Origin of the sequence: Pseudomonas sp. Marseille-Q0931 (assembly GCF_940789645.1) — a bacterium.
In the GTDB taxonomy this organism is placed as follows: Bacteria; Pseudomonadota; Gammaproteobacteria; order Pseudomonadales; family Pseudomonadaceae; genus Aquipseudomonas.
In genome coordinates this window covers 79,814-94,002 of record NZ_CALNWT010000019.1, presented here as the reverse complement: position 1 = coordinate 94,002, position 14,189 = coordinate 79,814, and the positions used below count along the sequence as shown (strand labels likewise).

The 14,189-nt window shown below is 66.0% G+C and carries 15 protein-coding genes and 1 pseudogene; 6 read left to right on the top strand and 10 right to left on the bottom strand.

The annotated features are described in order from the left end of the window. Together P3C50_RS23050 and P3C50_RS23045 are read left to right on the top strand one after the other, a co-directional pair. Positions 1-203: pseudogene (locus tag P3C50_RS23050) on the top strand (amidohydrolase); the annotation flags it as partial. A gap of 78 nt (positions 204-281) precedes the next feature. Next, positions 282-1,904 (top strand): MFS transporter, encoded by a 1,623-nt coding sequence (locus P3C50_RS23045; protein WP_275547750.1) that lies wholly within the window; start codon positions 282-284, stop codon positions 1,902-1,904. Between the two features lie 87 nt (positions 1,905-1,991). On the opposite strand, the gene P3C50_RS23040 is transcribed toward P3C50_RS23045, so the two are convergent. Then, positions 1,992-2,897: a LysR family transcriptional regulator gene (locus tag P3C50_RS23040; RefSeq protein WP_197858580.1), complete on the bottom strand. Its 906-nt coding sequence runs from the start codon at positions 2,895-2,897 to the stop codon at positions 1,992-1,994. Positions 2,898-3,053: 156 nt separating this feature from the next. Here P3C50_RS23040 and ycaC point away from each other — a divergent pair, with 156 nt between their 5' ends. Further along, positions 3,054-3,683 (top strand): isochorismate family cysteine hydrolase YcaC, encoded by a 630-nt coding sequence (ycaC, locus tag P3C50_RS23035; RefSeq protein ID WP_017360479.1) that lies wholly within the window; start codon positions 3,054-3,056, stop codon positions 3,681-3,683. Positions 3,684-3,751: 68 nt separating this feature from the next. Here the strand turns inward: ycaC and P3C50_RS23030 are convergent, their stop codons facing one another. Then, on the bottom strand, positions 3,752-5,740 hold the full coding sequence (locus tag P3C50_RS23030) for an alkaline phosphatase family protein (RefSeq protein WP_275547749.1): 1,989 nt from the start codon (positions 5,738-5,740) through the stop codon (positions 3,752-3,754). A gap of 63 nt (positions 5,741-5,803) precedes the next feature. Next, positions 5,804-6,487: a Crp/Fnr family transcriptional regulator gene (locus P3C50_RS23025; protein WP_275547748.1), complete on the bottom strand. Its 684-nt coding sequence runs from the start codon at positions 6,485-6,487 to the stop codon at positions 5,804-5,806. Positions 6,488-6,610: 123 nt separating this feature from the next. Between P3C50_RS23025 and P3C50_RS23020 the strand changes: the two genes are divergently transcribed. Continuing rightward, positions 6,611-7,135, top strand: a complete 525-nt coding sequence (locus tag P3C50_RS23020; RefSeq protein ID WP_197858586.1) for a DUF962 domain-containing protein — start codon at positions 6,611-6,613, stop codon at positions 7,133-7,135. A gap of 80 nt (positions 7,136-7,215) precedes the next feature. On the opposite strand, the gene P3C50_RS23015 is transcribed toward P3C50_RS23020, so the two are convergent. Next, entirely contained in the window at positions 7,216-7,962 is a 747-nt protein-coding gene (locus P3C50_RS23015) for a hypothetical protein (RefSeq protein ID WP_275547747.1), read from the bottom strand. A gap of 130 nt (positions 7,963-8,092) precedes the next feature. Then, complete coding sequence (locus P3C50_RS23010; RefSeq protein WP_275547746.1) at positions 8,093-8,881, bottom strand: helix-turn-helix domain-containing protein; 789 nt, start codon at positions 8,879-8,881, stop codon at positions 8,093-8,095. Positions 8,882-9,003: 122 nt separating this feature from the next. Here P3C50_RS23010 and P3C50_RS23005 point away from each other — a divergent pair, with 122 nt between their 5' ends. Beyond that, positions 9,004-9,405, top strand: coding sequence for a hypothetical protein (locus tag P3C50_RS23005; RefSeq protein ID WP_197858589.1), 402 nt, complete (start codon positions 9,004-9,006; stop codon positions 9,403-9,405). Between the two features lie 10 nt (positions 9,406-9,415). Here the strand turns inward: P3C50_RS23005 and P3C50_RS23000 are convergent, their stop codons facing one another. Both P3C50_RS23000 and P3C50_RS22995 read right to left on the bottom strand, forming a co-directional pair. Beyond that, complete coding sequence (locus P3C50_RS23000) at positions 9,416-10,153, bottom strand: sulfite exporter TauE/SafE family protein (RefSeq protein WP_275547745.1); 738 nt, start codon at positions 10,151-10,153, stop codon at positions 9,416-9,418. After that, positions 10,150-10,509 (bottom strand): antibiotic biosynthesis monooxygenase family protein, encoded by a 360-nt coding sequence (locus P3C50_RS22995; protein WP_275547744.1) that lies wholly within the window; start codon positions 10,507-10,509, stop codon positions 10,150-10,152. Before P3C50_RS22995 ends, P3C50_RS23000 begins: the two co-directional genes overlap by 4 nt. Positions 10,510-10,594: 85 nt before the next feature. Between P3C50_RS22995 and P3C50_RS22990 the strand changes: the two genes are divergently transcribed. Beyond that, a complete protein-coding gene (locus tag P3C50_RS22990) occupies positions 10,595-11,287 on the top strand; it encodes an ArsR/SmtB family transcription factor (protein ID WP_275547743.1) in 693 nt (230 codons plus the stop codon). A 146-nt stretch (positions 11,288-11,433) separates the two neighbouring features. On the opposite strand, the gene P3C50_RS22985 is transcribed toward P3C50_RS22990, so the two are convergent. The 3 genes from P3C50_RS22985 to cysT are packed head-to-tail and all read right to left on the bottom strand — an operon-like array spanning position 11,434 to position 14,157. Continuing rightward, positions 11,434-12,426 (bottom strand): sulfate/molybdate ABC transporter ATP-binding protein, encoded by a 993-nt coding sequence (locus tag P3C50_RS22985; RefSeq protein ID WP_275547742.1) that lies wholly within the window; start codon positions 12,424-12,426, stop codon positions 11,434-11,436. A 41-nt stretch (positions 12,427-12,467) separates the two neighbouring features. Further along, on the bottom strand, positions 12,468-13,334 hold the full coding sequence (cysW, locus tag P3C50_RS22980; RefSeq protein WP_275547741.1) for a sulfate ABC transporter permease subunit CysW: 867 nt from the start codon (positions 13,332-13,334) through the stop codon (positions 12,468-12,470). Positions 13,335-13,344: 10 nt separating this feature from the next. Further along, positions 13,345-14,157 carry a sulfate ABC transporter permease subunit CysT gene (gene cysT, locus P3C50_RS22975; RefSeq protein WP_275547740.1) on the bottom strand — a complete coding sequence of 271 codons (813 nt, stop codon included), beginning with the start codon at positions 14,155-14,157 and terminating at the stop codon, positions 13,345-13,347. Between the last annotated feature and the right edge of the window lie 32 nt (positions 14,158-14,189).

Below are 14,189 nucleotides of genomic sequence, written 5' to 3'. Positions count from 1 at the left end.
TGATGCCGGACTGGTCGCCGGTGGCCCTGGTGCCCGGCCATTGGAGCCCGAATGCCGCGCCGCTGAGCGCGAGCATCCACCAGTGCATCGGCTCCTGCGCCGTGCATCAGCACCAGCATGACCGCGCGCGCCGCAGCAGCGTGCCGGTCAGCGACCATCAGGGCTTCTGGGGCGCGTTCGGCTGCTCCTGCTTCGCCTTCTGAACCCGCCTGCGGCCAGCTCGTCCGGGCTGGCCGCAGCGCGCCGAATTCTAGAATACCCACGACAAGGCCTGCTCTGACATGAACACCGCCAAGCCGTCGCCCTGGGGCGCGCTCAATCACAAGACCTTCCGCTGGCTGTGGCTGGCCAGCATCGCCTCGAACATCGGCACCTGGATGCATGAAGTCGGCGCCGGCTGGCTGATGACCAGCCTGTCAGCCAACCCCATGCACGTCGCGCTGGTGCAGGTCGCCGGCTCGGCGCCGATGTTCCTCCTGGCACTGCCGGCCGGCGCCATGGCCGATATCGTCGACAAGCGCCGCTACCTGCTGGGCGTGCAGCTGTGGATGGCCGCCGTGGCCACTGCGCTGGCGACGCTGACCCTGCTCGGGCTGACCAGTGTCTGGTTGCTGCTGGGCATGACCCTGGCCATGGGCGTCGGCACCGCGCTGATGATGCCGGCCTGGTCGGCGCTGACCCCGGAATTGGTGAACAAGCGCGACCTGCCCTCGGCCATCGCCCTGTCCAGCCTCGGCATCAATGTCGCCCGCGCGCTCGGCCCGGCTATCGCCGGCGTGCTGGTCAGCCTGAGTGGCCCCTGGGCGACCTTCGCCCTCAATGCCCTGTCGTTCTTCGCGGTCATGACCGTGCTGCTGACCTGGAAGCGCGAGCGCCAGGTCGCGACCTTCCCGGCCGAACGTCTGCAGGGCGCGATGCGCGCCGGCTGGCGCTACAGCCGCGCCTCGAAGCCCTTGCAGGCGGTATTGGTGCGCGCGGCGGCGTTCTTCGTCGGTGCCAGCGCCGGCATGTCGCTGCTGCCGCTGATCGTACGTGGCGAGTTGCAGGGCAGCGCCAGCGACTTCGGCCTGATGCTCGGCAGCGTCGGCGTCGGTGCCGTTCTCGGCGCCACCCTGTTGCCGCGTATTCGCGAGCGCATCAGCAGCGATCGCCTGGTGCTGCTGGCCAGCCTGCTCTACGCCCTGGTGCTGCTGGCCCTGGCCAGCGTGCGCCACTTCGCCGCCCTGCTGCCGGTGATGCTGCTCAGCGGCGCGGCGTGGATCGCCGTGCTGTCCAGCCTGCAGGTCGCTGCGCAGACCTCTGTGCCGGACTGGGTGCGCGCACGGGCGCTGTCGGTGTACATCCTGGTGTTCTTCGGCAGCATGGCCGCCGGTGGCGCGCTTTGGGGTTTCGTCGCCAGCCATGCGTCGATTCCGCTGGCGCTGTTCGCCGCCGCGGGCTGCCTGGTGCTGGGCCTGCTGCTGAGCGCCAGGTTCCCGCTACCGGTCACCGAAAGCGAGGACCTCGCGCCCTCGCTGCATTGGCCAGCGCCGATTCTGGCCGACGAGGCCGACCTCGAGCGCGGCCCGGTGATGATCACCCTGCACTACGACATCGCTGCCGAGCAGGCTGCAGCCTTCCGCCAGGCGATGAATGAGGTGGCGCGTATGCGTCGGCGCAACGGCGCGTTCTCCTGGGGGCTGGTGCAGAACAGCGAGAACCCGCGGCACTGGCAGGAGTTCTTCTTCGACGAGTCCTGGCTCGAGCATCTGCGCCACCACGGCCGGGTGACGCGCGCCGAGCAACGCATCGAGGCTGCCGCCCGGCAGTTCCAGACCGCCGGTGTGGCGATCCGCATCGACCACTTCCTGATGCCGGCCAGACAGGCCGCTCAGCCTGCCGAGGTTGGCCAGGCCGCGTCGTGACACCATGGCCGCCCAGCGCCCGCTGGGCGGCTCATCTTCCTGCGCCGAAGGCGCCGTTAGCCCTGGCTGACGGCGCCTTCGGCATTTCTAGGCCATGTCGCTCTGGCTGAATTCCTCGGCGAGGAAATCGATCAGGGTGCGCACCGAGGGCAGCAGGCCGCGCCGTGAGGGGAAGATGGCGTGGACGATGCCGCATTTCGGCGCCCAGCCCGGCAGCATCTCCACCAGCTTGCCGGCCGCGACGTCTTCGCGCACGGCTACACAGGGCAGGTGGACGATACCCACGCCGGCCAGCGCGCCATTGCGCAGGGCGCGCAGGTCATCGGTGATCATCCGCGGCTGGTGCGCGATCACCAGTTTGCCGTCGTCCGGGCCGAGCAGCTCCCACTGGTAGTCGCGCTGCGCGCCGCCCCAGTGCAGGCTCGGCAGGCGGCCCAGTTCCTCGGGCTGGAAATCTTTCGGCAGCGAGGCCAGCAGATCCGGGTGACCGACCAGGCACTGGGTGCTGGCGGCGAGCACCTTCATCACCATGTCGGTGTTTTCCAGCGGGGGAAAACGTACCCGCAAGGCTACGTCGAAACCTTCATGCAGCAGATCCACGCGGCGGTTGGTGCTCTCGATGTATAGCTCCACCAACGGGTACTTGAGCATGTAGCGGGTCAGCATCGGCCCCACCCAGGAATTGAGCAGCGTCGTCGGGCAGGCCAGGCGCACCAGGCCGCGCGGCTCGGCGCGGTTGCGCTCGATCACCTCCGCCGCGCCTTCGGCCTCCACGCGCATGGCCAGGCAGCGCTGGTAGTACGCCTGGCCGATCTCGGTGAGCGACAGGTGCCGACTGGTGCGGTGCAGCAGGCGCACGCCGAGGCGCTCCTCGAGTTGGGCGATACGCCGGCTAAGCTTGGACTTGGGTATGTCCAGCGCGCGCCCCGCCGCGGCGAAGCCGCCTTGCTCCACCACTTGGGTGAAGTAGTAGAGGCTGTTGAGGTCTTCCATTGATCGTTCTCCAAATGGAACGCTAGAGGCGAATTTCGCAGTCTAGTCGAGAAAGGGTCTCGAATTTAATCTTTCTTCCATGCAGTGACGCACTGCTGAACGAAAACCCACTCACCGGTGCAGCCGGCACATTGAAAACAATTCGAGGACTTCATCATGACCAACGCCACCTATAACCGCCTGGACAAAGACAACGCCGTCGTTCTGCTGGTCGACCACCAGGCCGGCCTGCTCTCGCTGGTGCGCGACATCGAGCCGGACAAGTTCAAGAACAACGTGCTGGCGCTGGCTGATCTGGCCAAGTTCTTCAACCTGCCGACCATCCTCACCACCAGCTTCGAAACCGGCCCCAACGGCCCGCTGATGCCGGAGCTGAAGGAAATGTTCCCGGACGCGCCGTACATCGCCCGCCCTGGTCAGATCAACGCCTGGGACAACGAAGATTTCGTCAAGGCGATCAAGGCCACCGGCAAGAAGCAACTGATCATCGCCGGCGTGGTGACCGAAGTCTGTGTGGCGTTTCCGGCGCTGTCGGCCATCGAGGAAGGCTTCGACGTGTTCGTGGTCACCGATGCCTCGGGCACCTTCAACCAGATCACCCGTGACTCGGCGTGGCAGCGTATGACCCAGGCCGGCGCGCAACTGATGAACTGGTTCGCTGTGGCCTGCGAGCTGCACCGCGACTGGCGCAACGACGTGGAAGGCCTGGCCAAGATCTGCACCGATCACATCCCGGACTACCGCAACCTGATGACCAGCTACAACGCGCTGACCGCTGGTAAGTGATCCACAGCTGAAACCGAACCGGAGCCTGCAAAGGCTCCGGTTTTTTTATGGGCGGTTCTTTCGTTTGCTCAGCGCAGGTGCTCGTCCCTGGTTACAGCGCCACGATTTCCGGGGCTGGCCTGCGCCGTCGTTGCCGGAGCGGATTCGCGCTCGGCGACGAAGGTGGCGGGCGCCGAGCCATCGGCATTGAGCTGCATGATGCGCGTGGGCCGGCCCTGGTCGTCGAAGAACACCTGGCCGAGGCCGGCGCCGTTCCACAGGCGCTCGCCGGCGCGGCTGCGGTCGGGAATCAGCGGGGTGACGCGCATGCGTCGGCGCTTGGTCAGCCAGTTGAGCGGCGACCATGGCGCGTAGAGCCAGCGGTTAAGGCGGTCGAACCAGTCCAGCAGCCTGGGCGGAAATTCGTTCTTGATGCCGCTGCTGGTGATCTGCCAGATGGTCGGGCTGGCGCGTTTGTGGCGGATGCTCACGCGGTAAACGAAGGAGTAGTGCACGTCGCCAGAGAGGATGACGAAATCCCTTGGCGTGCGCGAGTGGCGGAAGATGTTCATCATCACCCGCGCTGCGCCGCGATGGGCCATCCAGTTCTCCGCATCGACCATCAGCGGGTGGCCGGCGTAGGTGAACAGCTTCTGAATGCCCTCGATCAGCTTCACGCCGAACATCGGTGCTGGCGAGACGATGATGCAGCTGGGGTGGTCGAGTAGCGCCTGCTGGAAGTCGCACAGCGCTTCCCAGTCCATCAGCCCCGAGGGTTTCGACAGGTGCCCTTCGCTGCGCCAGCGGCGCGTGCGCGTATCGAGCACCAGCAGCGCCGGAGTGGTCGGCAGCACGTAGTGCCATTGTTCGAACTGTTGCAGTTGGTCGATCAACGCGTCCTGCATCTCGGCCTGAAGGTGGTCGTCCTGGCGCTGCTGCAACAGGTCGCTGAAGGCTTGCAGCGGCTGCTCGAACACGTCCGGGTTGTTGCCCCAGCCCTGGCACAACAGGTAGGCGAGCAGGGCGTTGCCGATGATGCGCTTGGAGAAGGGATGGCCGTAGGCGGTCTGCTCCCAGCGCGCGGAGAGGTTCCAGTCGTCGGTGACGTCGTGGTCGTCGAAGATCATCAACGTCGGCAGGTGGGCGAACGCCCGAGCCGCCTGGCCGAGGGTCTGGCGAAAAGCGTCGATGCGCTGGCGCTCGTCGGCGTAACGCTGCTGTTGTTGCTCATCCAGCGGCGGCTGGTCTTCCGTGATCAGGGTCCAGGGCACTGGCGACCAGACCAGCAGGTACATGGCGATCATCTCGGCGAAGGTCACCAGGTGGTTGTCGGCGCTGCTGGTGGTGAATACCGGCTTTTCCACACCGCCGAAGAACTTGTCGCGCAGGGTCTGGTTGCTCTTCACCGCCGGCAGCAGTTCAGCGCGCTGGTAGTAGCCAACCGAGTGGCCGTAGAGCGCCTGGCTGTCCTCCACCACGGCGCCTTCGAGGAACTCGTCGAACAGACCGAGGCGGGCGATCAGTTGGTGAATGGCGCACAGCATCGGCCCGGCGACGTCGTCGACGTACACCTGGTCGCCACTCATCAGCAGCAGGGCAGGGCGCTGGGTGGCTTCGGGCTGCTCAGCCAGCAGACGGTCGGCGCACAGCAGGCCGTCGCTGGCGGCGTGGTGCGGTCTGCGGCAGGAGCCGTGCAGCAGCTGGTCGACCCGTGAACGCAGGACGAAGTCGGCGTGCTCGGCGCCCTCATGCAGCAGATGCGGCGCCCAATCGCGCATGCCCTGTACGGTATCGCCATCGAGGATCTGCAGGTCGTAGGCGATGCGCACGTCCTGCGGCAGCGCCTGCGCGAGCGGCAGGTCGATCAGGTGCAGCACGGCATGACGGCCCAGCGGCAACTGCTGGCAATGTTCGGCCAAGGCCTCGGTGCGTTGCGCCTGGTTCTCGGCCTGCAGGGTCAACTGCAGGTTCAGCTCACGACTGGCCAGCAGCCACAGTACCAGGCGGCCGGGCTCCAGGCGGCGCAGTATCGGACCGGCGAGCACAGCGGGTAGCGGAGCGTGAGCAGGGTCTCGCATCGGTACGGACTTCTTCGGCTGAGTAATTGGACAGGGCTTGGACAGTGGCGGGACGCCAGCCGTTCACGAGGCCAGCTGGCGCAGGCGCTCTAAGTCGAGAATCTCGATCTCGCCGTAGGTCAGCTGGACCACGCCCTGCGCCTGCAACTCCTTGAGAATCTGGTTGGTGGTCTGGCGCGACAGCGAGAGCATCAGCGCCAGCTGTTCCTGGGCCAGGTGCAGCACGCGGCGCGGTTCGCTCTCGCCGTAGTTCTCGGCGATCAGCAACAGGCGCCGGGCCAGGCGTGGTGCAGCCGGCAGCAGGCTCATGTCCTCCAGGGCGACGAAGGCCAGACGCAGCTTGTGGCTCATCAGCAGGGCGAAGTCGCGCCAGTACTGCTGCTCGCGCTCGAGCAGCGCGAGCAGTTCATGCTGGGGCAGCAACAGCAGGGTGCTGGCGCTTTCGGTGAAGGCATCGTGGGTGCGCGGCAGGCCATCGAACAGGGAAATTTCGCCGAACCAGTAAGGCGGCTCGACCAGGGTCAGCAGCGCCTCCTTGCCGTTCTCGCTGACGGCGCCGACGCGCACCGCCCCTTCCACCACCGCATAAAGCCCGCTGGGCTTGTCGCCACGACGAAACAGCCGCTGGCCGGCGTCCAGACGCTGCACCTGGGCCATGTCCAGCAGGCTCTGGCTCAGCGCCGGAGGCAGTGCGGCGAACCAGTGGCCCTGGTTCAACTGGCTGAAGTAATGATGCGGATCGGGCATTACGGTTCCTGGACGGTTGCGCGGTGGTGCGGCGATCCCTGCCATTGTCGGCTAGCCGACAGTGCGACGAGCGGCGGCGAGGTGATCATGCTCGGGCCTGTTTCACATATGAGGACGATAACAATGAAAACCCTCGTCGATCACCTGGCGCAGTATGCCGCCTACCACCGCGACCGACGCAACATCGCCAGCCATTTCATCGGTATCCCGATGATCGTGCTGGCCGTCGCCGTGCTGCTGTCGCGCCCTGGTTTCCAGCTTGCCGGCCTGTGGCTGGCCCCGGCGACGCTGGTGGCGCTGGCTTCGGCCTGGTTCTACCTGCGGCTGGATGCCCGCTTCGGCCTGGTCATGAGCGCGTTGCTGGCACTGAGTCTGTGGCTCGCGGCCAAGCTGGCGGTGGCGAGCACCGGCCTGTGGCTGGCGGCAGGGCTGGGTCTGTTCGTGGTCGGCTGGGTCATCCAGTTCGTTGGCCACTATTACGAAGGCCGCAAGCCGGCGTTCGTCGACGACATCATGGGGCTGATCGTCGGCCCGCTGTTCGTGGTGGCTGAACTGGCCTTCCTGCTCGGCCTGCGCAAGGAAGTCGAGCATGCCGTGGTGGAGATCGCCGGGCCGACCTGCATTCGCGAGAAGAAAGCGCTGGCCTGAGCGCGCGCTGCTTCTTCTGTTCGTCGCGGCTGAAGCCCCTCCCACAGATTCCGTGGGAGGGGCTTCAGCCGCGAGCCTTTCTAGTACATCGCCATCCACTGGGTCGTCATCGAGCGTGCATGGCGATCCACGGTGATCGGGGCGAAGGGGCGGCCGGAGACGCTCTGCAGGGCATTGCTCTGGCTGTTCATATCGGCTAGTGCGGCGCGCAGATAGCTCCAGCGCGTCTGCAACTTGCTCACCTGCGGATCGGCTTGCTCCTCGAGCGCCTGCAATTCACCGTCGATGGCCGGCAACAGCAGGCGTTCGTCCTGGCCGAGGTAGGTGCCGGGTTGTTCCCGGGCGATCTCGAAGGTGCCCAGATAGGAGCGGCTGAGGTACTGCACGCTGAGGTACTCGACCTTCGCCGCCAGCTCGCTCTGGCCCTCGGCGCCAGGCAATGCGCGGGCCGCGCTGAGGAAGTCGCGCAGCGCGCGGCTGAGGTCTTCGGGAAAGCGCCAGGGCACATTCTCGTCACCGGGGCCATAGGAAACACCGTTGCGCAATTGGGTAACGAGTGCCTGATGGGCGCTGGTGAGTTCCGCGCTGCCCTGCGGCAGGCTCTGCATGGCGCCGGCCAGAGCGGCCAGATCGGCTTCCAGGCGCTGCTGATGGGTCTTCTGGAAACCCTCGCCACGTAACAGCATCAGGCTGCTGGTGGCGCGGCTGGCATGTATCTGAATCTGTTCCTGCGGGCTGACGGCTTCGGCGAAGGCCAGGGGCGAGAGCCCGACGAAGAGTCCGAGCGACCAGAGAAAAGCATGGCGCAACAGTGCTTTACAGCGCATCCGGGGTGCTCCTTGTTATTGTTTTGAGCAGGTATGCATTGGCAGCGTCGACGACGCAGCGCCAAGACTACTGCGCCAAGCGTAGCGGAGCATGACCCGAAAGAGTGATTTCGTCGGAAATCGCCACCGTTCAGAGGCTTTTCATCAGATTGCGCAGGTACTCGGCGGTGAAGGCGTCGGCGGGGAAGAAGGTTTCCAGTGCCAGTTCGGCGAGGGTCACGTCATTCGGCGTACCGAACACCGTGATGGTGCTGATCAGGCTGAGCACGCCCTGCTCGCTGTGCAGTTGCAGCGGTACCAGCACGGCGTCGCTCGGTGGCGCAGGGACTTCCGCCGGCGCCGGGTAGTCGCGCAGCTCATCGAGTAGGGCGAACAGGGCGTCGTCGCCGCTGATCTCCGCATCGCGCTGCAGGCGCATCAGCAGGTGCGCGCGCCACAGCGACAGATTGGCGATGCGCGGGGCCAGGCCCTCGGGGTGCAGCGACAGGCGCATCACGTTGAGCGGCGGGCCGAGCAGGAAATCCGGCATGCCGGCGAGGAAGGCGGTGGCCGCCGCGTTGGCGGCCAGCAGGTTCCACTGCCGATCGATGGCAAGCGCCGGATAGGGCTCATGGGCCTTGAGCAATTGCTCGATGGCCTGGCGCGCGGGGGCCAGTGCCGGGTCGGTCAGATCGTGCTGGCTGTACAGCGGGGCGAAGCCGGCTGCGCTGAGCAGGCGATTGCGCTCGCGCAGGGGAATGTCCAGCTGCTCGGCCAGATGCAGCAGCATGTCGCGGCTGGGCTGGGCGCGGCCGGTCTCGACGAAGCTCAGATGGCGCGTGGAAATCTCGGCCTCGCAGGCGAGGTCGAGCTGGCTCAGGCGGCGCCGCTGGCGCCATTGGCGCAACAGGGCGCCGGCGGTCTGGGATTGGCTGTTCATGGTCTGCACGATAGTGCAGTCAGGTCATGTCAGCCATTACCTGGCAGGTAATCGACGCCCTGATGGTTTCGGCGAAATCTGTAGGCCAGGCACCGCTCCGGTGCCCTTACGGAGAATTCGTCATGAACGTACTGCAACCTTCCCCGATGCTACGCAACGCCCTCATGCTCGATGGTCTGCTCAGCGGCGTCACCGGCCTGCTGCTGGTCCTGGCGGCCGGCTGGCTGGGCGCCTTCCTCGAGTTACCGCGCCTGCTGTTGCTGGTCGCCGGCAGTGCCCTGCTGCCCTTCGCGGCGATGCTGGTGTGGCTGTCCAACCGCGCAGAAATCAGCCGCACGGCCATCTGGGCGGTGATTGCGGTCAACGTCGTCTGGGTGGTCGACAGCCTGCTGTTGCTGGTGGTGGGTTGGGTGTCGCCGAACCTGTTCGGCCACGCCTTCGTCATCGCTCAGGCTCTGGCGGTCGGGCTGCTGGCCGAACTGCAATGGTTCGGCCTCAGGCACTCGCAGGCTGCCGTGGCCTAATGAGGCCGGCTCAGAGGCCACGCAACGCCAGCTCGGCGCCGAGCAGCAACAAGCCGATGAAGAACCAGCGTTTGAAGCGCTCCGCGCTGATGCGCTTGCGCAACCACTGGCCGGCTGCCATGCCCAGCAGGGCAGGCAGCAAGGCCAGGGCAGACAGCCCGAGCACCGCCGGTTGCAGCAGTTCACCGCTGTGACCGAGTGCTGCCGCCAGGGCCAGGGTAGAGACGCTGAACGACAGCCCCAGCGCTTGCACCAGGTCGTCCTTCTCCAGGCCGATGGCCTGCAGGTAGGGTACGGCGGGAATCACGAAAACGCCGGTAACCGCAGTAATCGCACCAGTAATGGCGCCGATCACCGGGCCTAACCACGCTTCCTTGGCCCGCTCCACGCGAAAGTGCACCCTGGCCAGGCCGAGCAGTGCGTAGAGCACCAGGGCTGCGCCCAGCCAGCGGGTTGCGCCGGGCAGGTCGAGGCTCTGCAGCAAGCCGGCGACCAGCAGCGTGCCGAACAGGATGCCCAGCAGCATCGGCCACAGGCGGCGCGCCATCGGCAGCGGGCTGCGGCCGTCGCACAGTTGCCAGATGTTGGTCACCATCGACGGAATGATTAGCAGCGCAGCGGCATGCAGTGGCGCCATCACCAGGCCGAGCAGACCGACGGCTATGGTCGGCAGACCGAGGCCGACCACGCCCTTGACCATGCCGGCGAGCAGAAAGGTGACGAGGATCAGCGGCAGATGGTCGGTCATCGCGCCGCCCCCTGTTCGTGGATCGCCCGGCTGTCGGCAGGCGCCTCGTCGCGTTCGTGCATGCCGTAGTCACGCAGCACCTGGGCCACGCGCAGACGATAGTGACCGAAAACCTCCTCGCGTCCTGCCGTCTGTGCGCGTCGGTGTTCATCGCGCTGGCGCCAGGCCTGGACCGAGGCTTCGTCCTGCCAGAACGACAACGACAGGATCTTCCCCGGCTGGGTCAGACTCTGGAAGCGCTCGATGGAGATGAAACCCGGCTGTTCGGTGAGCAGCGGGCGCAGCTCTGCGGCGAGGTCGAGATAATCCTGCTGTTGGTCCGGCTTGGCCTCGACTTCGAAGATCACGGCGAGCATCGGCTTTCTCCCTGGCTGGCTCTGGCTGAAGTTGCCTGCCAGTATCCACATTTGCTGCACGCCATGTTTCGTCATGAGGTGAATTATGGAATACGCACCGGGTTTCAGTTCGATCGCCGCCCTGCTCGCCGATGCCGGGCGTGCTGCCATGGTCTGGGCACTGATGGACGGCAGCGCGCGGCCGGCCGGTGAGCTGGCCATGCTGGCGGGGCTGTCGCCGTCGTCGACCAGTGCGCACCTGGCCAAGCTGGTGGAGGGTGGCCTGCTGGCGCAGCAGCGGCATGGGCGCAATCGTTACTACCGCCTGGCTGGGCCGGAAGTCGGGCAACTGGTCGAGGCGCTGGCCAGTGCTGCACTGGCTGCACAGCCCCGGCAAGCTCGCGCCATACCAAGCTCGCGCGGCACGCCGCAGCCCATGCGCGAGGCGCGCACCTGCTATGACCATCTGGCCGGCGAGCTGGCGGTCGGCATATTCGCGCGCATGCGTGCAGCCGACTGGCTGAGCGAGGAGGGCGGTGCGCTGAAGCTGACCGCAAGCGGCGAGCAGGGGCTGCAGGCGCTGGGTATCAATCTGCAGCAGGTAGGCCGTCAGCGCCGCCAGCGTTTGTGCGCCTGCCCGGACTGGAGCGAGCGCAAGCCACACCTGGGCGGTGCGCTGGGCGCGGCGTTGCTGACTCTGTGCGAAGGCGAGGGTTGGCTGCGGCGCAGCAAGGAGTCGCGTGCGTTGCAGGTGTCGCCGCAGGGACGCAGGGCGATCATGGCGATCGCGGCTCCTTAGCTTCGTAGGGTAGGCCGGGCGGCGATCCGCTTTAGATTCGTAGGGTGGGCTTTAGCCCACCAATAAAGGTTGAGCTCTGTTTCGGTGGGCTGAAGCCCACCCTACGCCCACCCTACGTCCTACCGCACGGCCCATTCTACGAAGTGCTACGCCTGGGCGCTGACCGGCTTGCCGCCCTTGGGCTTGAAGTACAGGGTGGTGCCGCGGGCGAGGTTGTTCAGGCTGACGTGATCCTTGGCCACCTCGGCCTCGATCAGTTCGTCCTGGCCTTCGACTTTCAGCGTGATGCGGGTGATCGCGCCGAGCAGGCGGATATCACGTACTTCACCGGCCTTGTGCTCCGGGCTTGGCTCGCTGGACAGGTCGACCTCGTGCGGGCGGAACAGCACGTGGTGATCGTTGCCGACGTAGAGGCGGTTGGCGTCACCGAGGAAGTGGTAGACGAAGTCGTTGGCCGGATGCTCGTAGACCTCGGCCGGGGTGCCGATCTGCTCGATCACGCCCTTGTTCATCACCACGATGCGGTCGGCCACTTCCATGGCTTCTTCCTGGTCGTGGGTGACGAATACGCTGGTCAGGTGCACTTCCTCGTGCAGGCGCGCCAGCCAGCGGCGCAGCTCCTTGCGCACCTTGGCATCCAGCGCGCCGAAGGGTTCGTCGAGCAGCAGCACTTTCGGTTCTACCGCCAGGGCGCGGGCCAGGGCGATACGCTGGCGCTGGCCGCCGGAGAGCTGTTCCGGATAGCGGTCGCCGAGCCAGTCGAGCTGCACCAGGTTGAGCAGCTCGTGCACCTTCTGCTTGATCACCTCTTCGCTCGGGCGCTCGCGCTTGGGCTTCATGCGCAGGCCGAAGGCAACGTTGTCGAACACCGTCATGTGGCGGAACAGCGCGTAGTGCTGGAACACGAAGCCGACGTTGCGATCACGTACGTCGTGCTCGGACACGTCCTCGCCGTGGAAGCCGATGCTGCCGCTGTCCGGGGTTTCCAGGCCGGCGATGATACGCAGCAGGGTGGTCTTGCCGCAGCCGGACGGGCCGAGCAGGGCGACCAGCTCGCCGCTCTGGATGCTCAGGTTGATCTCGTTCAGCGCCTTGAACTGGCCGAACTGCTTGTTGACGCCTTTGACTTCGATACTCATGGCTTATTCCTGGTGGTTCCGTGGGCCGTGCCTCACGGCTGTCAGTCTTCTCGGTTGGCTTGCAGCTGGCGGCTCAGACGCGCTTCGCTCCATTGGCGAAGCAGCAGCACCACCAGGGCCATGACGAGCAGCAGGATCGCCACGCTGAAGGCAGCGACGATGTTGTACTCGTTGTAGAGAATCTCGATGTGCAGCGGCAGGGTGTTGGTGTAACCGCGGATATGCCCGGAAACCACCGAAACTGCGCCGAATTCGCCCATCGCACGGGCGGTGCACAGCACCACGCCGTAGATCAGCGCCCATTTTACGTTAGGCAGCGTGACATGCCAGAACATCTGCCAACCGTTGGCACCGAGCAGGCGCGCGGCCTCTTCCTCGGTGGTGCCCTGTTCCTCCATCAGCGGGATCAGCTCGCGGGCGACGAAGGGGAAGGTGACGAAGATGGTCGCCAGGACGATGCCGGGCACGGCATAGACGATCTGCAGGTTCTGCGAGTCGAGGTACGGCGCGAGAAAACTCTGTGAGCCGAACAGCAGCACGTAGATCAGGCCGGCGACCACCGGCGACACCGAGAAGGGCATGTCGATCAGGGTGATCAGGATGCTCTTGCCACGGAACTCGAACTTGGTCACCGCCCAGGCCGCGGCGACGCCGAACACCAGGTTCAGCGGCACCGAGATGGCGGTCGCCAGCAGGGTCAGCTTCAGCGCCGAGATGGCGTCCGGCTCGCTGATCGCCTGCCAGAAGAAATCCAGGCCGCGGCTCAGGCCCTGGGTCACCACCATGTACAGCGGTAATACGAGAATCGCGGCGAACACCGCCCAGGCGATGACGATCAGGGCGATGGCGCCGACGGAGCGGCTGGCCGGGCGCGCAGCCGCGCTCTGGCCAAGGGTTGCAAGGCTCATGACGGGCTCCTCAGAGTTGCGGCTGGATGCGGCGCTGCAGGATGTTGATCAGCAGCAGCAGGAGGAACGACACCACCAGCATGATCACGCCGATGGCAGTGGCGCCGGGGTAGTCGTACTGGTCGAGTTTGGACACGATCAGCAGCGGCAGGATCTCGGTCTTCAGCGGGATATTGCCGGCGATGAACACCACCGAGCCGTACTCGCCGACGCCGCGGGCGAAGGCCAGGGCGAAGCCGGTCAGCCAGGCCGGCAGCAGGCTCGGCAGCAGCACATGGCGGAACACCTGCAGCGGCTTGGCGCCCAGGCAGGCGGCGGCTTCCTCGACTTCCTTGGGGATGTCGGCCAGTACCGGCTGCAACGTGCGCACCACGAACGGCAGGGTGACGAACACCAGCGCCAGGGTGATGCCCAGCGGGGTGTAGGCGATCTTGAAGGGGAACAGCGAGCCGATCAGGCCGGTTGGCGCATACAGCGCGGTCAGGGCGATGCCGGCCACGGCCGTGGGCAGGGCGAACGGCATGTCGACCATGGCGTCGATGATGCGCCGGCCGGGGAAGGTGTAGCGCACCAGCACCCAGGCGATGATGGTGCCGAGAATGCCATTGAGCAGGGCGGCGGCCAGCGCGGTGCCGAACGAGAGTTTCAGCGAGAACTGCAGCTGGCGGTTGTTCAGCAATGCCCACCACTGTTCGCCGGTCAGCTGCAGCGAGAAGAGGAACATCGCCCCCAGCGGAATCAGCACGATCAACGCCAGGTAGGTGATGGTGTAGCCCAGGGTCAGCCCGAAGCCGGGTATGACCGGGGAAGTTCGACGAGACATGGAGTGTCCTTTTACCCAAAGACAGCGATCGG